The 23600-nt window shown below is 40.7% G+C and carries 17 protein-coding genes; 10 read left to right on the forward strand and 7 right to left on the reverse strand.

The window, feature by feature from the left end; translation table 11 throughout:
- Positions 1-88: 88 nt before the first annotated feature.
- On the reverse strand, positions 89-1321 hold the full coding sequence (locus H6G73_RS07350; protein ID WP_242034138.1) for a glycosyltransferase family 2 protein: 1233 nt from the start codon (positions 1319-1321) through the stop codon (positions 89-91).
- A 490-nt stretch (positions 1322-1811) separates the two neighbouring features.
- Between H6G73_RS07350 and H6G73_RS07355 the strand changes: the two genes are divergently transcribed.
- Positions 1812-3182 carry a proton extrusion protein PcxA gene (locus tag H6G73_RS07355; RefSeq protein ID WP_242034139.1) on the forward strand — a complete coding sequence of 457 codons (1371 nt, stop codon included), beginning with the start codon at positions 1812-1814 and terminating at the stop codon, positions 3180-3182.
- A gap of 16 nt (positions 3183-3198) precedes the next feature.
- On the opposite strand, the gene H6G73_RS07360 is transcribed toward H6G73_RS07355, so the two are convergent.
- Together H6G73_RS07360 and H6G73_RS07365 are read right to left on the reverse strand one after the other, a co-directional pair.
- Positions 3199-3897: a type 1 glutamine amidotransferase gene (locus H6G73_RS07360; protein ID WP_190602774.1), complete on the reverse strand. Its 699-nt coding sequence runs from the start codon at positions 3895-3897 to the stop codon at positions 3199-3201.
- Positions 3898-3944: 47 nt separating this feature from the next.
- The gene (locus H6G73_RS07365) at positions 3945-5549 is read right to left on the reverse strand and encodes an energy transducer TonB (RefSeq protein ID WP_190602776.1); all 1605 of its coding nucleotides are present in this window, start codon (positions 5547-5549) and stop codon (positions 3945-3947) included.
- Positions 5550-6118: 569 nt separating this feature from the next.
- Here H6G73_RS07365 and H6G73_RS07370 point away from each other — a divergent pair.
- The gene (locus H6G73_RS07370; RefSeq protein WP_190602778.1) at positions 6119-7390 is read left to right on the forward strand and encodes a hypothetical protein; all 1272 of its coding nucleotides are present in this window, start codon (positions 6119-6121) and stop codon (positions 7388-7390) included.
- Positions 7391-7559: 169 nt separating this feature from the next.
- Here the strand turns inward: H6G73_RS07370 and pgeF are convergent, their stop codons facing one another.
- The gene (pgeF, locus tag H6G73_RS07375; protein ID WP_190602780.1) at positions 7560-8336 is read right to left on the reverse strand and encodes a peptidoglycan editing factor PgeF; all 777 of its coding nucleotides are present in this window, start codon (positions 8334-8336) and stop codon (positions 7560-7562) included.
- Positions 8337-8413: 77 nt separating this feature from the next.
- Here pgeF and H6G73_RS07380 point away from each other — a divergent pair, with 77 nt between their 5' ends.
- Both H6G73_RS07380 and H6G73_RS07385 read left to right on the forward strand, forming a co-directional pair.
- Positions 8414-9226 (forward strand): biotin--[acetyl-CoA-carboxylase] ligase, encoded by an 813-nt coding sequence (locus H6G73_RS07380; RefSeq protein ID WP_190602782.1) that lies wholly within the window; start codon positions 8414-8416, stop codon positions 9224-9226.
- Positions 9227-9547: 321 nt separating this feature from the next.
- A complete protein-coding gene (locus H6G73_RS07385; protein ID WP_190602784.1) occupies positions 9548-11227 on the forward strand; it encodes a M23 family metallopeptidase in 1680 nt (559 codons plus the stop codon).
- A 180-nt stretch (positions 11228-11407) separates the two neighbouring features.
- On the opposite strand, the gene H6G73_RS07390 is transcribed toward H6G73_RS07385, so the two are convergent.
- A complete protein-coding gene (locus H6G73_RS07390; RefSeq protein WP_190602786.1) occupies positions 11408-12085 on the reverse strand; it encodes a riboflavin synthase in 678 nt (225 codons plus the stop codon).
- Between the two features lie 340 nt (positions 12086-12425).
- On the opposite strand from H6G73_RS07390, the gene H6G73_RS07395 reads away from it, so the two are divergent.
- Both H6G73_RS07395 and H6G73_RS07400 read left to right on the forward strand, forming a co-directional pair.
- A complete protein-coding gene (locus H6G73_RS07395; RefSeq protein ID WP_190602788.1) occupies positions 12426-12923 on the forward strand; it encodes a bifunctional nuclease family protein in 498 nt (165 codons plus the stop codon).
- A gap of 153 nt (positions 12924-13076) precedes the next feature.
- Positions 13077-14207, forward strand: coding sequence for an aldo/keto reductase (locus H6G73_RS07400; RefSeq protein WP_190602790.1), 1131 nt, complete (start codon positions 13077-13079; stop codon positions 14205-14207).
- A 238-nt stretch (positions 14208-14445) separates the two neighbouring features.
- Here H6G73_RS07400 and murG read toward each other — a convergent pair whose 3' ends face one another.
- Positions 14446-15519, reverse strand: coding sequence for an undecaprenyldiphospho-muramoylpentapeptide beta-N-acetylglucosaminyltransferase (murG, locus tag H6G73_RS07410; protein ID WP_190602792.1), 1074 nt, complete (start codon positions 15517-15519; stop codon positions 14446-14448).
- A gap of 82 nt (positions 15520-15601) precedes the next feature.
- Here murG and H6G73_RS07415 point away from each other — a divergent pair, with 82 nt between their 5' ends.
- The 4 genes from H6G73_RS07415 to H6G73_RS07430 all read left to right on the forward strand — a co-directional run bounded on the left by H6G73_RS07415 (position 15602) and on the right by H6G73_RS07430 (position 20467).
- A complete protein-coding gene (locus H6G73_RS07415; protein WP_190602794.1) occupies positions 15602-16414 on the forward strand; it encodes a nuclear transport factor 2 family protein in 813 nt (270 codons plus the stop codon).
- Between the two features lie 141 nt (positions 16415-16555).
- Positions 16556-17014 (forward strand): hypothetical protein, encoded by a 459-nt coding sequence (locus H6G73_RS07420; protein ID WP_190602796.1) that lies wholly within the window; start codon positions 16556-16558, stop codon positions 17012-17014.
- A gap of 182 nt (positions 17015-17196) precedes the next feature.
- Complete coding sequence (locus H6G73_RS07425) at positions 17197-19677, forward strand: tetratricopeptide repeat protein (protein ID WP_190602797.1); 2481 nt, start codon at positions 17197-17199, stop codon at positions 19675-19677.
- A gap of 256 nt (positions 19678-19933) precedes the next feature.
- Positions 19934-20467, forward strand: a complete 534-nt coding sequence (locus tag H6G73_RS07430; protein ID WP_190602799.1) for a DUF4330 domain-containing protein — start codon at positions 19934-19936, stop codon at positions 20465-20467.
- Between the two features lie 263 nt (positions 20468-20730).
- On the opposite strand, the gene H6G73_RS07435 is transcribed toward H6G73_RS07430, so the two are convergent.
- Complete coding sequence (locus H6G73_RS07435; RefSeq protein WP_190602801.1) at positions 20731-23550, reverse strand: cation-translocating P-type ATPase; 2820 nt, start codon at positions 23548-23550, stop codon at positions 20731-20733.
- Positions 23551-23600 lie beyond the last annotated feature (50 nt).

Below are 23600 nucleotides of genomic sequence, written 5' to 3' on the forward strand. Positions count from 1 at the left end.
AAGAAGATATTCTTCCTTGTCCCCTTATGTTCCTTATATCCCTTGTTCTCCGTTTCCCTCATTTCCCTATTCCCTGTTCCCTGTTCCCTTATTGACGAAGTATTCCCATATCCTGTAAACCTTGGCGTAATCTTTGCGCTTCCTGGGGGTTGTGGAGTTCGTGGAGAGCGATCGCATTTTCAAAAGCTTCTAAACTAGCTTGAACATTTCCCACCTTCAGTAATACCACTCCTAAATTTTGATAAGCTTCCGCATAATCAGGATTTAAGAGAATTGCTTGGTCATAGGCATTAATCGCTTCTGCAAATAACCCCATTTCTTTACAGACCATCCCCAAGTTATAATAACCAGCAACAAAATTAGGGTCTATTTCTATTGCCATTTCATAAGCTAATTTTGCACCCGCAAAGTCTTTTGATATTTTCAGTAAATTTCCCAAATTATTATATCCTCCCAGTTTTAGAAGAGGGTAAATCGGCAAATTTACAGCCGCTTGATAGTGAAAAATCGACCAAGCATAATCCTTTACACTCCCGTGAGCAATACCTAAGTGATAATGCAATTCGTAGAGAATTTCATAGTTCGAGTTATTAGGTTGTTCTGGATTTTTACTTTCTTCTAATTCAATAACCGCATTTAATCCTTTTTTCAATAGTTCAATTCCCTCCTGAAGTTTCCCCATTTCCACATATAAAGCACCCAACTTATTACAAACATAAGGGTCATTGGGGTTAGCACTAAAAAACTCTCCCATGGCTAAGGCTGCTTTAGCAAATTTATTTTGTTGATTAATTACAGCCTTTTGATAGCCAGCATGGAGAATTGCCACCTCAGGAAGATAACCAATTTGCCAATGGGGTTCCTGTGCTAAAATCGCCGTAATACTATCATCAACCAAAGCATGATAAGGTCTATTAAAATTAATTTTGGGGTGATTACGAAATAGTCGAGATACCAGGGAATAGGGTGATTGAGTTGCACCTATTTCCTGTCTGAGTAAATTAATTAATATATATTTTTTTTGTTTGATTGCCTCTTTTAAGTGAGGAATTATTTCTGGTTTGAGAGTTTCATCAGCATCTAACACTAAAATCCAATCACCTGTGACATATTTCAAAGCTTCATTACGAGCCGCACTAAAATTATTACACCATTCAAAATGATATACATGTGCCCCAAACTGTTGAGCTATTTGCGGAGTCTTATCCGTTGAACCTGTATCGAGAATAACTATTTCATCCACTACATTGACGGCACTACTCAAACATTTAGGTAAAGCAGATTCTTCATTTTTAACAATCATGCACAGGCTAAGTTTCATAATAATAAAAAAATAACTCTAAAAATTAAGTATTTTTGATTCTATGGATTATTTTATTACACAAGTGATTTCAACGTGCAGGGTGAATAGTGTAACTTGATTGACTGTTACGTAGCTAAATTTTATCATCTTAAGATAGTTAATTCTTGTGGTGCGTGTATACTATGGTTAATGCCAAGCTACGCGAATGACAAGCTCAGTACAAGTCTTGCCAGCTAGAATTATACAAATTAAATCCACCACAACTTACCTTTGAAAGCAGCAATGTAGTGCTTCAAGATTAACTCAACAGGTAGTATAGCATCGTCAGTACCACCCCGCAAAAATCAAGTTGCACTTTTGACCTCACGAGCCTAATTTTTAAAAAATTAAATAGTCATTATCTAGGCAAAAATTTTGAGAAAATATGCCATTATTGATTATGGAATTAACTAATAAAATCAACAAACATGAGGTAGTTCATGAATTAGTTGAACACTAATAAAAGCTTTTGCGCTTTGTACGTATTTGTTGTGTAAACATATTAAATTCTAATTCTCTCGCCATCATTTTTGCCATTTATATATCAGCAATGAAAGTACCATCTTTCAGAATAAATACTGCATTCATCCGTCATAAAATGAAACATTCTTGGCATTTATGGAATCGCTGGTTGATGACAACTCCCATCAGAGCTTTAACGGAAGCTTACACATCAGCACAACTAATCAGAAATATAGAAATAGAACATTTTAATGGACAGAAAATTACTGTTGATTCAGATAAATTATCTGAGAGTGTAATGACTTACTGGCAAGGCTGTCTTCAGAGAAATTTAAATAATATTAACATTCGACTGACAGAATTTCAATTAAGTCGGTCTTTCATTAAAAATGATGATATTGATTTCCTAGAAAAATTAAAATTTATTGATGAGGTCATTAATAAATATAAAAGTCAAGATGAAGAAATAGAGCTAAGTCCCGGCACAAGCACAATAATTGAATCTAATCCCACTAACTTAACTATTAATAATGGTACATCATCAGAAAACAATATTCATGCTTCAAAATTACCTAAAATTTCTCAAAAAACAGGAATATTTCCGCGCTCAATTGGCAGAACTTTTAAAAGAATCAGCAGAGATTTATCCCCCCGTGCCGAGCAGGATATTTTAAAAAATTACGCAGTTTCTAGAAATAGAACTAAACGGTCAGTTAGATTTTTAATATTATTAATTATTGTGCCCCTCCTTACTCAAAACATCTCGAAAATAGTCCTGATTAATCCCATGGTCGAACGAGTGAGAGGAGAAGCAGCAGCACAAATTTTTATCAATACTGATATGGAGGAAGAAGCATTTAAAGAAATCAGGCATTTTGAAGCCATATTAAAACTTGAGAAACTGATTAATCCGACCTTAGAGATAACCCCAGAGGTAATAGAAGCAAAAGTTAAAGAGAAAGCTGTGGAGATAGCAGCAGCATCAAGAAAGAAAAGTAGTAATGCGATTAGTAATGCTTTTGCCGATGTACTTTCCCTAATTTCCTTTGCTTTAGTGATCTTCTTTAGTAAGAAAGATATAGTTTTTCTCAAGTCTTTTATGGATGAAATTGTCTATGGCTTAAGTGACAGTGCCAAGGCTTTTTTGATTATTTTATTTACTGATATTTTTGTAGGTTTCCACTCTCCCCATGGCTGGGAAGTCATTTTAGAAGGTTTAGCAGAACATTTGGGTCTAGCGGCTAATAGAAATGGGATTTTCCTATTTATTGCCACATTTCCAGTAATTTTAGATACTATATTTAAATATTGGATTTTCCGTTATCTGAGTCGTTTATCTCCTTCTGCCTTAGCAACATTAAAAGAAATGAACGAGTAATTATCAATGCTAACAATTAAGTTAAAATAGCAACCTGTTCTAGAATGTGCTGCATCCAATTATTGATTTGTGAAAAATTATCATCTTGAGACAGCATGTCTTCAGGTTGTTGTATATATTTTCCTGGTACTAATTCATCAGCACAGTTTTCAATTATTTGCCTCACACTTTCCTGAGTTGATTCTAGATGAAATTGCAAACCGATAACTTTTTCACCATAGATAAATGCCTGATTTGCACAGGCTTGACTATAAGCCAGTCGGACTGCACCTGATGGTAAATCAAAGGTGTCACCATGCCAATGAAAAACCTGAAAAGATTGAGGTAGTGGAGCAAAAGCAGGATAATTTTGTGCTTCTGGGGTCATGGTAATGGGAAACCAACCGATTTCTTTTTCTGACCCTTTGTAAACTGGAGAACCTAAAACATCTGCGATTAGTTGGGAACCCAAACAAATACCAATTACTGCTTTATTGTGCGCGATTGCTGCTTCAATAAAACGTTTTTCAGGATTTAGCCAAGCATATTTACTATCTTCGTAAATATTCATCGGACCACCCATGACAATCAGCCAATCTATATCGTCTATAGATGGTAAAGTATCATCTTGATAAAACTTGGTTGCCGAAATAGTATGGCCTGATTTTGTTACCCATTTTTCAATACTAGCGAGTCCTTCAAATGGGACGTGTTGTAAGTAATGAATTCGTCGCATAGATTTACCCTAATTTCTCCATTTTGAGATGATAACCAGGAAGATAATTAATTGTTGTCACTACTAACGGACTGTTCTTGTGTTGGTGTATTAGCAGGTTGGTTGCGATTTAAAGCTTCTCGCAGTCGTCTGAATTTATTTGGTGTGTCCTCCGTTGGACGTTTTTCTGTAGGACGAGGTTTGAGTTTATTGAGACGCAAACGACGATGCACAGAAGGTTTTTCTTTGGAATTGCTAGATTCTACTGAACGGCGTTTTTTGGGTTTGGTTGGGGAATGATCAGAATTGAGACGACGCTGAGGAGTTACATCATTATTTATGGTTCTTTCCTGATTCTGTCGTCTTTGGATATCGGGGGAACTATCAGCAGTGGGATTTTGCAGAGAAGATTTTGCTGGTTTCGCCTCAGTTTGGTTAGAATTAGACTGGGAATTTTCACGTTGACGTTGACGAGATGTTTGGCGATCGCGTAATTGCCGATAACGTCGAGAACCTTGAATTGCAAAGTTAGCTAATACACGGACTCCAGTTCTTCCCCCCTCACTGGGTTTGAGTTGAAAATTCTTAGCTTGTTCAATTAGGGCATTATCTAGTTCTTCACTGCCACTGGAACGGCTAAGTACAACTTTAGTAACTATACCTTTATCATTATAATCTACTGATACTTCTGGATTGCCTTCTATTCCCCTTCTGCGAGCGCTGTCGGGATACTTGATTTTACACTCTTGGCAATCAGCTGGGTTTAATTTGCTATTGGTAATTGCGACTGGGGGTGCTTTTGGTGCTGGTGCAACAGCAATTTTTTGTTCTTCTGGGGATTTTACATTGCCAAAATTTCCATCACCAGAACCATTTCCTATACCATTTCCCGTACCAGAACCGCTTCCTGTGCCATTTCCCGTACCAGAACCGCTTCCTGTGCCATTTCCCGTACCAGAACCGCTTCCTCTGCCTGTAATATTGTTAGAAGTTGGAGTACCAATACCAGCATTATCTCTAATGCTGTGATTGCCTGTAGCTGTGGTATTTGTTGGGGAAAGATTATTTCTGGCTTCAGCTAAGAGCGATCGCCATCTGTCACTACTGAAAGGTAAGCTAGACTTAGGGGTTAATGCCGGAGGTGTAGGTACTAGTGAAGCATCCGCGTCTGGTTTGACTGCAATTTCTGGTTTTGATACTTCTGTCTGGGATTCAGGTTGTTGCGGAATAACAGGGGTTGAGGTTCTTGCAGGACTAATTGGTTGTGGTTTGATATTATTTTCAGCAGCTTCTACAGGCTGAGTTTGCGGTATAGATGGACTAGATTGTTGTTTAAGCTTTACTGAAGGTTGTGATGGTGGAGAGTTATTAGCTAAAACAACAGCAGATTTTAGAAATTGGTCTAATTTTTGTCCTCCACCACCTGTACCACCCGATATTTTCTCTGCTTCTGGTGACTTCGCTGGTGTTTTTTCTGTGGGTGGTAGTTCAATGACTGCTACTTCAATAGGTTCAGTTTCTGGGGAAATTTTTGACAACCAGAAATTACTAACATCCAGCATCAACACACCAACATGGAGAAACACAGAAGCAATCAAACTACGAAGAAGCAAAAACTTCAGTTGTTCAACTTCTTTGACTCGTACTTGTGCAGCAATATTTGACAATCCCATTTAGCTATCACCAAAAATTGACCACTTAGCCATATTATGGTTTGTATAGCATAATTAGCATCATATTTAATACTTCTTATACCGTTTCTTTATGTGCCTGCATATATTTACCCCCTGTAGTCCCCTTGCCAAGGGGGACTACAGGGGGGTTCTATCATGTGGGTCTTCAGACAAAATTGGTATTAGCAAAAAAATACATTATTTTCCTGATAAGCTGATTAATTGAATTTGTATATTTTCTAAAATAAATAAACTGCTTGTTAGATGTATCTTCCACCATAACTCTGGTGATTTAATTTGCATTAACTTACAATCAGTTCATCTTCTTATTCCCAAACCATAAAATCGAATTTTATCTTCTAAAAATTTAATTGTCGTATCAATTTATCCTAGCTAACCATCTCCGATTTAAATTCACCTATTCTGTAATTCCTCACCTGTAATGAATATGCTGTAATTTCTCTAGAGGTTCTACGACCATTGGCATAACCAAATTTTAAGTATATACTGTTGGGTTGAAATCACACGGAACGACAACCGTAAATTATTCATCACCGCCAATTGCTTATATGCGTATCTTATTCAATCACAAGTTACAAATTACTGCTGGGATTTGTACTTTATTATTAGTAAATTTTGCTAACCAATATTTAAAAGAACCTACTTATCACCAAGCATTGATACAGTCGCAGAAGATGACAACTGCATCTACTTTTAATGCTAATTTAGCAGCTACTAGCCTAGCTCCAGTTAATCGTCAACAACCAGCTATTAACTTTACTCAAAATAATCCAGCACCAACAACCTTTTATTCAGTAATCGATGAATGGAAAAAATATAGATATAGTGTGGATGTCAAACAGGTATTATCACCTAGCCAATTACCTAATGCTAAAATTAATTTTAAACAAACAGATTTATTAACAGTTCTCATTAATACACGACAGTATTTTCAAGAACATGCAGAGGATGATCCAGATACTCAACGTCGTGGAATACTGGGTAGTCAAGGTGTGACTGTTGCAGATATTTTAAAAACCTTGGATTTTATGATTAATGTCTTAGAAGAAGATATTAGTAATAAGCGGGTGACAAGGTTACAAGATGCTGATTTCATTAATAAAAACTTTCGGGTAATTAAATGGACTGCTAATCATCCAGACAAACCTCAGCAAAAGCGGTTAAGATTGACAAAATATGCAGCTTTTACCCATCCTGGTTCCCATAAAAAGACAGCAACTTATAATACACCGCTTTATGCTTTAAAAGATGAAAATAAAGGCGATAAATTTTATACAAAGTATACAAAACAGGATGTTTTATCAGGTATTTATGAACCAGGTGGTAAAGAGTTTGGTAAGGTTGAACCAATTGCCTATCTGACGCGCCAAGGTTTAGAAGAAGCACTGATGCAAGGAACAGTTTTAGTGAATTTTACTGATGGTACTAAGGCATTTTTTAATGTTGATAAAAATAATGGTATGTCCTATGTACCAGGGTTAAAAGCGACTCAACAAAAACGCTATTGGTATTTTAAGCAAGTTGACGCTATCAAAGGCTATGGTTATAAAATTGATGCAAAAATTTCCATTAAACCAGGTGTAACATTTGCCGGAGATGTATTAAATGTTGGTTTGGGAAGAATTATTGTAATTGAGAGTAACAAAGGTAGAAGAAAACAATTACAAATGGGAATTATTGCTGACACAGGTGGGGCTTTTTTACCAAATTTACATCAGTTAGACTTTTTGGCAGGTGTTTTTCAAAGTCAACAGGATTTTCAGCAATATATTCGGCAGTTACCTGAATATACAAATGCCTATATTTTAGTTAAAAAGTGAGGAAAGAAGGAGTTCAGAAGACAGAAGTTCAGGAGTTCAGGAGTATGCCTCCGGCACGCTGCGCGAACAGAAGTTGAAAAATGCAAGAATTCAGCAGCAATCGCATTAAATTATTCTGTAACTCCTGCAACTTCTGTCTTCTGTAACTTCTGTCTTCTTCTTCCTCCTTTCACAACTTACTGACAATTCCTGACCATTGAACTTTTTTCTCTTTTTCTCGTCGATAGGAAAAGAAGTTATCTGCATGTTGGTAGGTACAATAGGGTGCGATCGCTATTTGTTCTCTACTAATTCCCAATTGCTCTAATTGAATCGCATTCACTTGTCGCACATCTACACGCACTTTACCCGGTTCCGGATCAGGGAATAAAGGAGAATTAGGCAAATCTTGTACAGCAGCAACAATTTTTTGTGGGTCATCATGTGGTATAATTGAGCTTCCTATTTCCGCAGCTACCTCAAAGGAAACTTGGTAAACTTCGCCAGCAATAGCAGGGCCCATAGCAAAGCATAAATCTGCAAGTTTGCTACCTTGGGATTGCATTCGAGCGATCGCTTGAGGGACAATTTTAGCTGCTGTACCTCGCCAACCAGCGTGCAAAGCTGCCACCTGTCCAGTTTTCACATCACCAATCAACACAGGTGTACAATCAGCAGAAGCAACCCACACAGCCTGTAAAGGTTGTTCACTGATTAAACCATCTGCCAAAGCAAAATCTTCGTCGGTGCTATTTAAATGGTGATCAACTTCTTGGGGAGTCAGAACAGTATTACCATGAACCTGTTTTAAACGATAAGTTGTAGCCTCTGGTTCCAGCACTTTTGTTAACTCTTGTGGTGGACGCGGCCAAAACTGTTGAGTAAAAAAACCATGGGGCCAAAGTTCTAACAAACTACAATTCAGGTAAGGCAGTCCTTCCCAATTACACCAGTGCCAAGTGTGCATCTTGCTTCAAACCTAAACAAAAAATTAAAAACCGCCAATTAATGCTAACTTGAACAACGGGATTTAGGGGAACTGCTGTGAAATTCAATCGGCAAATTTTAGAAACTGCTTTAACAGCAGAACGCAAGTATCCATATTTACCCTTCAATTTACAAATTTTTGATAGTCTACCTTCTACCAACCAAACCTTGTGGAACTTACTCAACCAAGGTGCAACATCAGGCACTGTAGTTATGGCCACACAACAAACTGCTGGCAAAGGACAATGGGGCCGTCAGTGGGTATCGCTACAAGGTGGTTTATATTTATCTGTAGCTGTTTCCCTAGAAATAGCAGCAACCCAAAGTTATCAACTCACCTTAGCCACAGCTTGGGGAATTGCCAGACAATTACAAAAATGTGGTGTCAGTGTGGGAATAAAATGGCCTAATGATTTAGTATTAGAAGGTCGCAAACTCGGCGGTATTTTGACTGAAACCAAAGTCCATCAAGGACAAATCACCCAAGCGGTAATTGGTGTAGGCATTAACTGGACAAATCCCGTCCCAGACACAGGTATTAATTTAGAATTGTGGCAAAAAGCTCAAAATTCTCAATTTATTCCTTGTTTAGAAACATTAGCCGCCACTGTTTTATTAGGTATAGAATCCGGGATAGAGTGTCTAACTCAAACAGGAATTAGCCACATCTTAACTGGTTATATTGATTTACTCACAAACATGGGCGATCGCGTTTATGTCGATAATCTTTTAGGAACAGTAGTCGGTGTTACCCCTGAAGGTAATCTCCGCTTAAGAACAACAGCATATGATACAACAGAAGCGGTAATATCAGAAATTTCTGTCCAACCCGGTACTATCAGCCTGGGTTATCAAAAATCTCTGGTTTAATCGCCGTTAAACGGGAATAGGTGACAGAGAGAAGAAGACAGAAGTTACAGAAGATAGAAGTTACAGAAGTTGCAGAAGTTGCAGGAGTTACAGAATAATTCATAGGATTGCTACTGAATTCTTGCATTTTTTAACTCTTGTTTGTTCGCGTAGCGTGGCACAGCCATACTTCTGTACGGGCGGGTTTACCAAAATTCTCGTTCATAGTTGATGATATCTGTAAACCCGCCCCTACTGACTTCTGAACTTCTGAACTTCTCAACTCCTTCTTTAGACAAATTACTACATCTCTATTTGCTAATCACACAACTGAGGGAACAAATGACGCAGCGCAAAAAATCTGCCCACCAGCAGTTGCACAACTCCAGACAGCAAGATAACACTCCTAAACGCTTTGCCTCTACTTTGCCAGCGCAAAGCTTATGTTGGTTGGGTAGCATTAGTATGCTGGGTGGAGGTTTCGTGTTTGCTCAAACCGAACCTTCTTCAATAGATAATATTGTGCCAACTATTGAGAATTCCCAATCAACAGCAGCTTCTAACCCAGTCAAGAAAGAGGCTGCGGTGTCGGAACCAGAAAAGCCACAGGTAGAATTTTCTGAACGGAGAACCAGACTAGAACGGAAACTCCAGCAGAAAAAAGATTCTCAAGCCGCTGCACCGGTGAAAAAGTCTCAACCCACAGCTGAAAGTTCTGAACCAGCTGTGACGGTGAGGACTTCCACTCCCAAGGCTGAAAGTTCTGAACCCATCGTGAAAATCAGAACTTCTAAACGCAAAATAGAAAATTCTGAAGCTGCGGCTAGTACCAGAAATTCTCAGCCCCAAAAAGATAACACAGCTGTATCTCCTAAACCTACGGTTCCCACCCCCGAAAAGCTGCCGGAAGTAGCTCAATCCGGTAATGATAGCAAAGTTAATATCAATGTAGGTGGGGAAAAAACCAGAGATTTTAATAACGCCTATATTGACCCGACAGATTACAGCAATGGGGCTACAGGTAATTATCAAGCCCCCAGTTCTGTTGTGATTACAGAACGCGCTAGTGGCTGTCGTGCAGTGTTAAAGGTGGGACAAGGCGCTAGTGGTGCTTGTGCTAAGGCACCTCAAACTCCCCGTGTTGCGGAAAATGGGAAGAAAGAAGCACCTAGTTGGTTGAAGAAAAGCGAAACCGCTACTTTAGCTAATGTGCCATCAGTTAAACAATCAGAAACGAAAGTTAGCAATACCAATGAACGTGTAGTTCAACCTTTAGCTAACAGTGTGAATAGCAGAAATTGGGCAATGTCCTCTACTGGTGGAACAGGTCATACAAAAACCGCATATCGTCCCAATCGGTTTATTCCTAGCCCCAGCGAATTTGCCACTACTACCGTGAGTGCTAATCCCATTGCACCCAGTGCGGGAACTTTACCTGCACCAATGGCAGAGGGCAATGTCGCACCGCGTCCAAGTACAGTTTCCTATGACTTTTCTCTAGCCTCTGTGCTGCCTCAGGTGCCCTATAACCCCACTGTTGCTTATGCTGCGGGTGGTTCTGGGATGGTGTTCCCCTTGTCTGTTCCTGCCCCCATTACTTCCTTATTTGGTTGGAGGATTCACCCGATTACAGGCGATCGCCGTTTTCACGCTGGTGCAGATTTAGGCGCTCCTATGGGCACACCAATTTTAGCGGCAGCAAAGGGTCAAGTGCAAACTGCTGACTGGGTAGGTGGCTATGGTTTAACGGTCATCCTCAGCCACAGTTCTGCCCAACAAACCCTCTACGGGCATATGTCGGAAATCTTTGTTAGCCCTGGTCAATGGGTGGAACCAGGAACGGTTATCGGTCGGGTGGGCAGCACTGGTAACTCCACAGGCCCCCACCTCCACTTTGAAGTCCGTCACCTCACCCAAAATGGATGGGTAGCAGTTGACCCTGGTGTACAACTACAAGCTGGACTTAGCCAGTTAGTACGCGGTTTACGTACTGCCCAAATTGCCCAAGAACCAGGCAGATAAACCAGGTGATAGGTTTTGGATTTTAGATGCGTCTAAAATCCAAAATCTCCAATTTTATAGAAATGGACAAAGGGGACAAGGACGACAAGGGAGACAAGGACGACAAAGAAGAATATCTTCTTTTTCCTCCCCCTCTCTTTCTGTCACCTGTCACCTGTCACCTGTCACCTGCTATATCTTTTACAAATACCCGTGTTCTATCAAGAATGCGGGTGTAATTTCGTTTTCATCCTGATCAGTTTTGCCGTGTTTGCTACTTTTTCCTGAAGAGAGGAATTTTTCCACGTATTTACCGAGAATATCCCCTTCTAAATTCACCCAACTGCCAGGTGATAACTGACGGAGGTTGGTTTCTGCATAGGTGAGGGGAATGACTGCGACTGTAAACTGGGAAATTTCTGGTGCGTAGGTAGCTACAGTCAGACTAATACCATTGACAGTAATACTTCCTTTGGGAACAATATAGCGAGCGATCGCATCGGGTGCGGTAAAAGTCATTTCCCAAGAAGTTGCTGTTTGGAGGGCGGAAACTAATTGACCCACTCCGTCTACATGGCCCATGACAAAATGACCGCCAACTTTGCCACCTACCCGCAGCGAAGTTTCTAGGTTCACATACCTGTGTTGGGTTTCTTCTTGGCCCAGGACAGTGCGGCGTAAGGTTTCTGGTGAAGCAGTGGCGATAAATCCATTTTTTAATATTTCTTCAACAGTTAAACATACGCCATCTACCGCTACACTGTCGCCATCGGCGATATCTTGCATAATCGCATCCCCATGGCTGACACAAGTAATCTGCCAACTATCTTCACTTAAAGGTTTTATGGTTCCTAACGCTTGAATTAATCCTGTAAACACAGCTTTTTGCCAAACTAACTCTATTTATTGCTTAATTTTGGGGGAAATTAACTCGTAATTCTGACAAAAAATGTAAAACTTGTGAGTATAATTTCTGGCTCTTTTTTGATAGATGAATGCTAACACATGATCATCAATCTCAAGGCATACTTGGGTAAGAAGGTTCTTGTCTGACAAGAGCAATTTGACTTACTCTAGTGTTCACTACAAGTTCGCAGTTTAATAGAAGCAATTATAGAGAATAAAAGCCCTATGTTTATTTCCGTTCAATTTACGCCAAAAATGAGTAATATTTGTTACTTAGCACCCAAGCTCTCCCAAAATTGTAGAGGCTTCGCCAATGATTGAGATGAAAGTCGCTGGCATAGCATTAGATGCCATCACCCGCAGCCCCATCGTGCTTCTTAAAGATGGGTCAGATCGTCGCGCTTTGCCCATTTATATCGGTCAGGAACAGGCTAGGGCAATTATGGGTGCTTTGGAAAATCAGAAGCCTCCTAGACCCTTAACCCATGACCTGATAGTCAATATTATGGGGGCATGGAATATGACCTTAGATAAGGTCATCATCCATTCCCTACAAAAGGATACTTTTTATGCAGTATTGATTCTTCAGCAAGGAGAGACGAAAAAAGAAATCGATGCCCGTCCTAGTGATGCGATCGCTATTGCTCTCCGTACAAATACCCCCATTTGGGTGATGGAAGAAGTAATCGCTGATGCTTCCATTCCCGTTGACCGCGACGCTGACGAAGCAGAACAACAAGCCTTCCGGGAGTTTGTTTCTAATCTTCGTCCAGAGGATTTGATTAAGCGATTTGGTAATGGTGACAGTTGAGTAAACTATGGTCTGTACTGAGTGCTGAAAAAGCAGAAATGATGAAGAATAAAAGAAGGAATTATCAAGCAGAGATAAAGGAATTCATTTCTTGATTCTCCTGTCTTTAATTCCTCATTTTTCTTTCTTTATTCACCACTCAGAACTTAAATTATGCAATATCGACGCTTTGGTCAAACTAATTTACATTTATCGGTTTTTTCCTTGGGGGCAATGCGCTATTTAGCTGATAGCAAAAATGCTTACCAAACTATCGAAAAAGCCTTTTCTTTAGGCATTAATCATATTGAAACCGCTAGGGGCTACGGTAAAAGTGAAGAATATATTGGTGAAGCGATTAAAACAGGGTTATCAGTCCCTCGCAGTCAGTTCTATCTGATGACCAAAATTTCTCCCACACCCGACGCAGAAACCATGGGTCAGCAGATCAATGAATCTTTACAACGCTTAAATACAGATTATGTTGATTGCTTAGGTATTCATGGCATCAACACAGCTGAGCATTTAGAATGGGTCAAAAATAAAAACGGTTGTATGCAAGCCGTGCAGGAAGCAGTTAAGGATGGCAAAGTCAGACATGTTGGTTTCTCTACCCATGCACCCTTAGATGTTTTGCTGGCAGCTATCAATACTGATTTATTTACATTCGTCAATTTGCATTATTATTATTTTTTCCAAAGAAATTTACCTGCCATTGAACTAGCTGCCCAAAAAGATATGGGTATTTTTATTATTTCTCCTGCGGATAAGGGAGGAAGACTATATACACCCCCAGATAAATTAAGAGAACTTTGTCAACCTTTAACACCGTTAGAAATGAACTATCGCTTTCTGCTGAGTGACAGTCGCATTACCACCTTGAGTGTGGGGCCAGCTAACCCGGCAGAATTAATAGAACCTTTGAAAGTAGCTGATAGTGTGGGTGAACTAACACCAGCAGAAATTAATGTTTTTCACAGATTAGAACAGGAACAAAACACTGTATTAGGCACAGATAAATGTAGTCAATGTTTTGCTTGTTTACCTTGTCCTGAAAATATCAATATTCCTGAAGCTTTAAGGTTACGTAATTTAGCCGTAGCCTATGACATGGAAGACTTTAGTAAATACCGTTATGGTATGTTTGAAAATGCAGGACATTGGTTTCCAGGGATGAAAGCTAATCGGTGTACAGAATGTGGTGATTGTTTACCAAGATGTCCTGAAAATTTAGCGATTCCCGATTTATTAAAAGACACCCATGAAAGATTACAAGGCAATGCCGGGCGCAGACTTTGGGGATAATTCGACATGCAAATCAACAAAATTAACACAGAAAACTATCTGTGAAGATTGTGCTTTTCAAGTATTGGTAAACAACATGGTCGAATGTGTTCATCCTGACGAAGCTGGGGTGAATTGTTCTACAGTGACTTTTTGTAGTTCCTTTCAACCATTGGTGGAAGTTGATAGTCCTTGCGTGACTTTTGGGGAATAGGTAGTTTTTGTTTATCTCCTGTTTCCCCTGCCCTTACCCATAACTCTAAGTTTCCAACACTTCCCGCACAAGAGAAGCTAACTTATCAGCACTATCAGGAACTGCGATCGCTTTTGCTCTTTCTCCCATTTTCGCTAACTCTGTGGGAGACTGCAACAACTGCAACACTTGATTTTGTAATATCTCCGATGTTAATGCTGATTGTTTAAAAGCTATAGCTGCACCAGCTTTGGTAAACACTTGGGCATTATAGGTTTGATGGTCTTCTGCGGCAAAGGGATAGGGAATTAAAATTGCTGGTGTACCACACACTGCCAATTCTGTTAAACTGCCGGCACCAGAACGACTGATAGCTAAATTCGCACGGCGTAATAATGCCGCCATGTTGTCATAAAAAGGTAATTTGATGTATTGGGGGTGTTCCAGACTGGCAAAATCTGGGTCTTTATCCCCTGTTAAATGGACGATATAAGCACCAGCCGCAAACCAAGCAGGTGCAGCTTGACGCACTAATTTATTCACCGCTACAGCCCCCTGACTACCGCCAAATACAACAATTAAGGGAACACCATCGGGAATTGGTAAGTCTAGGGTGTTAGGGGCTTCTATTTCGAGAAATTGCGATCGCACGGGAGTACCCACACAGACATTTTTGGCACGGGGTAAATATTTGGCTGCTACATCAAAACCTAAAGCTACAGCCGTACACCAAGGGCCAAAAAAGCAGGTGACTTTTCCAGGTAAAGCGTTAGATTCATGGAAAATCACCGGTAAACCCAAGGAACGGGCAGCAATGACTGTGGGGCCAGCAATATAACCACCGGTTGTAAACACACCTTGAAATTTTCCCTGTTTGAGAATGCGTCGGACGGTGAGAATAGAACCAGCTAGTTTCAGGAAAATTCGTAAGGAAGAAAAACTTAAACCTTGCTGAAAACCCTCTACAGCAATAGTAGTCAAAGAATATTGCTGAGGGACAAGTTGAGTTTCTAAGCGGTTAGGCACACCCAACCATTGTATTTGATAATCAGGTAATTTTTCTGCCAGGGCGATCGCTGGAAACAAATGTCCACCTGTACCACTCGCGGCTATAAGTAATTTTATTTGTGCGTTTGCCATCAAAGCTATACCATTTACCGTTTAGCTTAACTAAGATAAAACAAATTCCTATCTTCTCTGATTACATCAGTAAAATTTGACGATGAGTAACATTATTGCTTTTTTAATAAAACGCAACAGAAAATTTTCTCCCTCCATTTCTCTGCTAACTTTTCTACTGACACTTGGTTTTACCAGTGTTGGTCAAGTTGTTCAAGCCAATACACCAGACAAAGCACCCCCCGAATTGACCACACTGTTATCTCAGATTGACACAGCCGCAAGTCAAGGGGATGTACAACGAGTAATGCAATTTTACAGCCCTAATTTCACTCATGGTGATGGGTTAAACCGTCAGAGTCTAGAACAGTCCTTGACAGCACTGTGGAAAAGATATCCCCAACTACGTTACAACACCCGCATCCAATCTTGGAAGTCGGAAGGGAAAAGCATTGTGGCAGAAACCGTCACCACCATCACAGGTGTACCCACAGCTAACAGTAATAACATCGCCCTCAACTCCACCATTAAATCTCGTCAGCGTTTCACCGATGCCAAAATTGTCCAGCAAGATATTTTGTCAGAACGCACTCAATTAACTTCTGGTAGCAAACCCCCTCAAGTAGAAATTAAATTGCCACAACAGGTCAGAGTCGGACAGCAATATAGTTTTGATGCTATTGTTCAGGAACCCTTGGGCGAAGATTTCCTTTTAGGTTCAGCCATACAAGAATCTGTACAACCAAACAAATTTCTCAACCCCACCACCGTCAACTTAGAATTACTTAGTTCTGGAGGACTCTTTAAAGTTGGACGCGCACCATCCACCCCTGGAAATCAATGGATTTCTGCGGTTATCGTCAGAGGTGGTGGTGTCACCATGATTACCCAGCGTTTACAAGTGGTGAAAAGGTAGTTTTTCGCGTGAGGGGACGCATCCTACCTGTAGCTTGCCTTCCCTAACGCAGGAATTAAGATATGGAAAAAAGTTTAAATTTTCAAATATGTAATAGTAGGTATGTAATATTAATAGACTACATTTGCGCGTAAGTAGTCAATGGAACCTGTAACTGTTGGTATACTCGCTTTTTTAACTCTCTTGGGAGAAAAAACCCTCGAAAAAACCGTCGAAATCTCCCTTGGGAAAGCATTTGACCATATTTTGAAATTACTTAAACACAAATCATCGGCAACGGTAGCAGAAATAGAAGCAGCCTTAGAAAGTCGTGCTTTACCCCCAGGAGAACGGGAAGATGTCGGGGAAGCAGTATTAGTAGAAAAACTAGAAGCCGCAGCACAAGAAGACACAGAAATTAAAACCGCCTTTGAGGAATTAAATACTAAGGCTGAGACTGCACAGAAAACCAACCCAGATTTAGAGAAAGCAATTCAAGATTTGATAGAAGTTGTGAAAGCTCAACGCCAAACAACTACTATTACTGACAGTCAAGGCATAATTACCACAGGTGGAACTGTGACTATTAATCAACCTAATTTATATTTTGGTCAAAAATAATCTGGACACAAAACTGTCCGCCTCAGAATGAATTCTGAGTCTTATAGTTCAAGTCAGCTAAAGCTGACTGATTTGATAAATTGTCATTTCAGAGAGTTTTGTTTAGTCGGCTTAAGCCGACTTCTGCTATTAGACTGAGAATTCATTCTCAGGCAGAGATCAATTGAGTAATACCAATTGTAATGAATATAGAAAACTCCCAAGGAATAATCACTACAGGCGGAAAAGTCGATATTCACAACCCAACATTAAACTTTTCCCCACATTCGCCCATTCAACCAGTCAAACAATTCCCCTATCGAGATAACCCCAACTTTGTCGGACGGGAAGCACAGCTAACAGCACTACAACAACAATTACAGCAGCCGGAAATCGTCGCTATTTCCGCGGTTGCGGGGATGGGTGGCGTGGGAAAAACCGAGTTAGCTAGTCGCTACAGCCACAAACATCAAGGAGAATACCCTGGTGGCATTTGTTGGTTAGATGCGAGAGGGGAAAATCTGGCTGGGGCTATTGTGCAGTTTGCCCAAAATGATCTGAAATTGGAAGTCCCCCAAAAGGACGTATTGGGAAACCCATTAAATCTGACTCAACAGGTGGCTTGGTGCTGGCAACATTGGCAACCACCAGAGGGGTTAGTGCTGGTAATTTTAGACGATGTAACAGATTTAGCTCACTGTCGAGACTTTTTCCCCACATCTAACCGCTTTCGTATTCTCATCACCACCAGATTACGCCACCTCGACCCCAATATTCGGGAAATACCTTTAGATGTGCTGTCAGAGGAGGAAGCATTGCAACTGCTGACAGCTTTAGATGTCAAGCGGGTACAACGGGAACCAGAAACAGCCCAAGAATTATGTAAATGGTTGGGATATTTACCATTGGGGATAGAGTTAGTGGGGCGGTATTTAGCGAAAAAACCCCCACAATGGACTTTAGCCAAGATATTAGAACGGCTAAAAACCCAGAGTATTGAAGATGAAGCACTCAACCAGGAACTTTACAAAACCCTGAGTACAGCCCAACGCGGAGTAAAAGCAGCTTTTGAGTTAAGTTGGCAAGAACTTGAACCCCATACCCAAGAAATAGCGCAATTTTTAAGCTTATTTGCCCCTTCCGTAATTGCTTGGGAGTGGGTAGAAGCTGCGGCTAGTCAGTTAAGTTGGCATACTGAAGATGTGGAAACGGCCAACTGGCAACTTTATGAGCGCCATTTAATCAACTTGGTGGAAGATGGGGAGCAAGGCTACAACATTCATCCCTTAATTAGACAGTTTCTCCAAACCAAACTAGCAGTTTCAGGACAAGCTGAGAAATTACAAACAGCATTCGCTGATATTTTCGTCGCTATTGCTCAAACAATACCTGGCACTCTCACTTTAGAAAAAATTAATTCTGTTAAAGATGCCATCCCCCAGTTAGTAGAAGTAGCAGAAAATTTACTTCATGTGGTCAGTGATGACAATTTAATGTTGGTTTTTGTTGTTGGGTTGGGTCTATTTTATAAGGAACAGGGTTTGTATAACTTAGCTGCACCTTGGCTGGAGCAATGCGTATCAGAATTAAAATCCCGCTTGGGAGCAGAACATCCTGATGTCGCCACTAGCCTGAATAATTTGGCACGACTCTACGACTATCAAGGGCGGTATAAGGAAGCTGAATCTTTGTACCTGCAAGCATTGGAGATGAGACAACGCCTGTTGGGAGCAGAACATCCTGATGTCGCCACTAGCCTGAGTAATTTGGCAACACTCTATCATCACCAAGGGCGGTATGAACAAGCCGAACCCTTGGATCTGCAAGCTTTGAAGATGTATAAACGCCTGTTGGGAGCAGAACATCCTTATGTCGCCACTAGCCTGAATAATTTGGCAATACTCTATCATCACCAAGGGCGGTATAAGGAAGCTGAATCTTTGTATCTGCAAGCTTTGAAGATATATAAACGCCTATTGGGAGCAGAACACCCAGATGTGGCCCAAAGCCTGAATAATTTAGCTGGACTATACGAAGACCAGGGGCGATATGAACAAGCCGAACCCTTGTATCTGCAAGCATTGGAGATGAGACAACGCCTATTAGGAGCAGAACATCCTGATGTCGCCACTAGCCTGAATGATTTAGCTGGACTCTACCATAACCAAGGGCAGTATGAACAAGCCGAACCGTCGTATCTGCAAGCTTTGAAGATATATAAACGCCTATTGGGAGTAGAACACCCCGATGTCGCCACTAGCCTGAATAATTTGGCTACACTCTACAACTACCAAGGGCGGTACAAGGAAGCTGAACCTTTGTATCTGCAAGCATTGGAGATGAGACAACGCCTGTTGGGAGTAGAACACCCTGATGTCGCCAATAGCCTGAATAATTTAGCACTACTCTACGACTATCAAGGGCAGTATAAGGAAGCTGAACCTTTGTATCTGCAAGCATTGGAGATGAGACAACGCCTGTTGGGAGCAGAACATCCTGATGTCGCCAATAGCCTGAATAATTTGGCTGCATTCTACGACTACCAAAGGCGGTATGAACAAGCCGAGCCGTTGTATATACAAGCGTTAGCCATTGCTGAACTAAAGTTAGGTGCCAATCATCCCAGAACAATACTTTATCGTAATAATCTTGAATCATTGCGTAAAAAACGTCAATTCTCATAAACTAACTGAACTTCCAATACCTCCCCAATCTCCCCCTGTCACGCTTATTTGCATATAAATATAGCACTACATATACAATTTACCCTGACAATGGGGGGTGTAGACAGTCGAGAATATTTAACTACCACCCTGTAAAGTGATGGTGTAGGATTGCCTTAAATCGGTGTGAAGTGCTAGGTAAAAAATCACAAGATTGCCACTCTCTTGGAAAAACCTACTGCTACAATAACTTCGCCGTCATCTCAGGAAAATTGTTATGGCTATTTTAGATTCTAAAGGTCGCTTGTTTGGGAAAATTAACATCCTTGATTTAGGTGCTACATTAGTAATTTTACTGGTGATATTCGGCATCTTTGTTTTTCCTGGTACTTCCGGTTCTGTTGCTCAAGTTGGCTCAAAAACAGTACCTATGGAGGTTGATTTAGTCGTGCGTGGGTTGAATGTGCGCGACCCTGAACAGTTATTTAACAACGGCTTGAAGAAAGATGGAAAAACTAACGTCATTATCCGCAATCAACCCTATGGTCAGATTGCGATTAAATCCATTCAAATGCTACCCAGAACTGTAAATGTCTTCCAACCCGACGGCACGGTGAAAGAGTTACCAGATCCCAAGAGTAATAATTTCAGTACAGATTTTCTATTAACTTTAGAAGGTAAAGCCCAAGTTACAGATAGCGGGCCTGTTTTAGGTAACAGTAAAGTCAAAATTGGGATGCCTTTTGAATTAGAAGGTTTTAACTATAATTTCAATGCTTCTGTGATTGATATTCGCCTCAAAGATAAATAATTTCTGGCGTTTCATACACCAATCAATTATCTTCCGTTACGGCTAATTAATAGATACTTTTTTAGCCGTAAACAACTTTTTTAGATAAAGTTCAGTAGGCTATTTGGATGTTAATTTTATAGCCGTAGACAAGGCAGTTAAGACATTAATTACAGCTAAAACTGAGATAACCAAAGGCTTTTAGCACTGTTACCCTTCGGTTGACGCGGTAGTTGAGCGTTGTCGAAACTCACGGCGAAGCCTGTTACCGGTCACCTGCTATATCAGCCGTTACTATTCTGAACTTTGTCACGGTTGATTTGGACAATAATTCGTTTTCGTAGTTCGTCAGCTATCAATATCAACGGTGGACAAAGCAATAATATCAGCCAATATGATGGTTTTAAAGGTGCTGTTGAGAAGATTTTTTGGAGGGTAGGAGAGTAAATAATTGAGAGAATCAGAAACCATTCCACAGCAATTCCTATCCAAATCAAACGGTTGGTAAAAAAGCCCAAACGCAAAATCGAAAACCGTTCGGAACGACAGGCAAAAACGTTACCATCTTGACAAGCAACAATTACCGCTAAAGTCATTGTCGTGGCTTGATGATATATAGCCATTGTGGTGGCATTAGCTGAGTGAGATAAAATACTGGGGCTGAATGCCTGCAATTGGGAAAGGTTATAGCCATTTGTCCACCAAACTAAGAAAAATCCTGCCATCCCTGCCAAACCTTCCAACAGTCCTAAAAAGCAGTACGCACGCAGCAATAAAGGTAAATCTAACAGTGGTTGAGATTTTTTTCGTGGTGGTAACTCCATTGCACCAGCTTCTGGTTTTTCTGCCCCTAATGCCAGCGCGGGCAACATATCTGTACCTAAATCAATGGCTAAGATTTGCAAAATTACTAAGGCTGGGGGTATTTTCAGAAACACCATTGCGAGGAAGGGTAGAAACTCCGCCATATTGGAAGCGAGAATATAAGTCATGAACTTGCGGATGTTTTGATACACTGCCCTACCCTGTTCAATTGCGGCAACGATAGTTGCAAAGTTATCATCTATCAGCACAATATCAGCAGCTTCACGGGCAACATCTGTACCGCTAATTCCCATTGCAATACCGATATTAGCAGCGCGTAAAGCGGGGGCATCGTTAACACCATCACCTGTAACAGCGACGATATTACCAAGAGTTTTGTATGCTTCAACTAACCTGAGTTTTTGTTCTGGTATGACTCTGGCAAATACTAATCCAGTTTTGTGCTTGTGGAGTATTTGCCGCAATTGAGTATCAGAAAGATGTCCTAATTGTTCACCGGTGATGATTCTCGGTTTACCGTTACCTAAACCAATTCTTTGAGCGATCGCAGCTGCTGTTAAACCATAATCACCTGTAATCATCGTAACTTGAATGTCGGCACGATGACAAAGAGCGATCGCATCGGCAACTTCTGGCCGTGGTGGGTCAATCATCGCCACCAATCCCAAAAAAGTCAAATCCTGTTCCAATAAATTATTATCTGCCTGGTTTAATTCCGTTCTACCTTGCCTTATCGCCACCCCCAATACACGATAACCTTGACTTGCTAATTGATCATTAGCCGCGACAATTTCCTCGCGCTGGGTTTCCGTCAATTCCAGGTTTTCCCCTGAATGCCATAAATACCGGGAATGTTGCAACACATCCAAAGGCGCACCCTTGGTAAAAATCAAATACTCGCAATTTTCAACATTATCTAACTGCAAATTACCTGATAACAAAACCGTCATCATCCGACGGTGAGAATCAAAAGGAATTTCCCGAACTCTGGGCGCTTGGTGTTGCAACTCCTCCAACTTCAACCCAGCCTTAATTGCTGCCACTAATAACGCCGCTTCCGTAGGGTCACCTACTGCTTGCCATTGATTGGAATTAGGGGGATGATTTAACCGCGCATTGGAACAAAGTGCAGCACCAGCCAACATTAACCGCACCTGAGACTGATATTCACTAGAGGTAATTTCTACTTCTCCCTTGGGTTCATAACCCACCCCAGTCACATTAATCTGAGTATTAGGAATCCACAATTGGCGGACAGTCATTTCATTTTTAGTCAAAGTCCCAGTTTTATCAGTGCAAATAACAGTGGTTGCACTCAGAGTTTCCACCGCAGACAAGCGCCGCACCAAAGCATTCTTAGTAGCCATGCGTCTAACACCAATGGCTAAAGCTAAACTCACAGTAGGTAGTAAACCTTCCGGGACAAATGCCACAATAATCCCAATCGCAAAAATGAAACTTTCTCGTAGTTGCATTCCCACCAACAACTTAGTCAGTAAAAATATCACTACCCCCATACTCAAAGCAATGATGGTAATGATGTGAACTACTCTAGAAATCTGCACTTCTAAAGTGCTGGCTTCCCGCTGCACATGGGCTGTGAGATGGGCTACTTGACCAAATTCTGTATGAGTACCTGTGGCATAAACTACTGCCAGTCCCCGACCAGCTGCCACGGTAGAACCTGCAAATACCAAATTACTAGCGTCTGAAGCGTGGATATTTGCGGCGGTGACAGGTTGGCTAATGCGGGGAACTGGCAAAGATTCCCCTGTGAGTACGGAGACATCTACATATAAAGATTGACTTTCAATCAGTCTGGCATCAGCGGAGATTTTATCACCTTCTTCCAACTGCATCACATCGCCGCTAACTAATTCACGGGCAGCAATTACCGATAATTTCCCATCTCGATAAACTTTAGCTTGGGAAGGTAAGATTTTTTTTAAAGCTGATAAAGCTTTTTCCGCTTGATATTCCTGCCAAAAACTAAAAATAGCATTAATCCAAATTACTGCCCAAATTGCCCAACCTAATTCCGGTGTTTGGGAAATAAAAGCTAATATTCCCGCTACCCACAATAGCAAGGCCATAAAATGGGTTAACTGGTCAATAAAACGCAGAATTAAAGGGCGTGTTTGTGGTTCGGGAAGTTCGTTATAACCGAATTGTTTTAATCTTAAACTTGCTTCTGTTTCACTGATACCTTGAGGAGTAGTTGCTAGAGTCTTGTAGACATCTGGAGGTGTCAGCGTCCAAATATGAAAGTTTGAATTCATACCCTTGGTATCAATCCGGCATTCAGATTTTAGACGCTGAGTTTATAGCT

This window comes from Richelia sinica FACHB-800 (assembly GCF_014698825.1).
GTDB lineage: Bacteria > Cyanobacteriota > Cyanobacteriia > Cyanobacteriales > Nostocaceae > FACHB-800.

Excerpts from the sequence above, each read along its gene's own strand:
- H6G73_RS07350 (WP_242034138.1), bottom strand. The coding sequence starts at position 1,321 with ATGAAACTTAGCCTGTGCATGATTGTTAAAAATGAAGAATCTGCTTTA.
- H6G73_RS07360 (WP_190602774.1), bottom strand. The coding sequence starts at position 3,897 with ATGCGACGAATTCATTACTTACAACACGTCCCATTTGAAGGACTCGCT.
- H6G73_RS07365 (WP_190602776.1), bottom strand. The coding sequence starts at position 5,549 with ATGGGATTGTCAAATATTGCTGCACAAGTACGAGTCAAAGAAGTTGAA.
- H6G73_RS07370 (WP_190602778.1), top strand. The coding sequence starts at position 6,119 with ATGCGTATCTTATTCAATCACAAGTTACAAATTACTGCTGGGATTTGT.
- pgeF (WP_190602780.1), bottom strand. The coding sequence starts at position 8,336 with ATGCACACTTGGCACTGGTGTAATTGGGAAGGACTGCCTTACCTGAAT.
- H6G73_RS07385 (WP_190602784.1), top strand. The coding sequence starts at position 9,548 with ATGACGCAGCGCAAAAAATCTGCCCACCAGCAGTTGCACAACTCCAGA.
- H6G73_RS07395 (WP_190602788.1), top strand. The coding sequence starts at position 12,426 with ATGATTGAGATGAAAGTCGCTGGCATAGCATTAGATGCCATCACCCGC.
- H6G73_RS07400 (WP_190602790.1), top strand. The coding sequence starts at position 13,077 with ATGCAATATCGACGCTTTGGTCAAACTAATTTACATTTATCGGTTTTT.
- murG (WP_190602792.1), bottom strand. The coding sequence starts at position 15,519 with ATGGCAAACGCACAAATAAAATTACTTATAGCCGCGAGTGGTACAGGT.
- H6G73_RS07415 (WP_190602794.1), top strand. The coding sequence starts at position 15,602 with ATGAGTAACATTATTGCTTTTTTAATAAAACGCAACAGAAAATTTTCT.
- H6G73_RS07420 (WP_190602796.1), top strand. The coding sequence starts at position 16,556 with ATGGAACCTGTAACTGTTGGTATACTCGCTTTTTTAACTCTCTTGGGA.
- H6G73_RS07425 (WP_190602797.1), top strand. The coding sequence starts at position 17,197 with ATGAATATAGAAAACTCCCAAGGAATAATCACTACAGGCGGAAAAGTC.
- H6G73_RS07430 (WP_190602799.1), top strand. The coding sequence starts at position 19,934 with ATGGCTATTTTAGATTCTAAAGGTCGCTTGTTTGGGAAAATTAACATC.
- H6G73_RS07435 (WP_190602801.1), bottom strand. The coding sequence starts at position 23,550 with ATGAATTCAAACTTTCATATTTGGACGCTGACACCTCCAGATGTCTAC.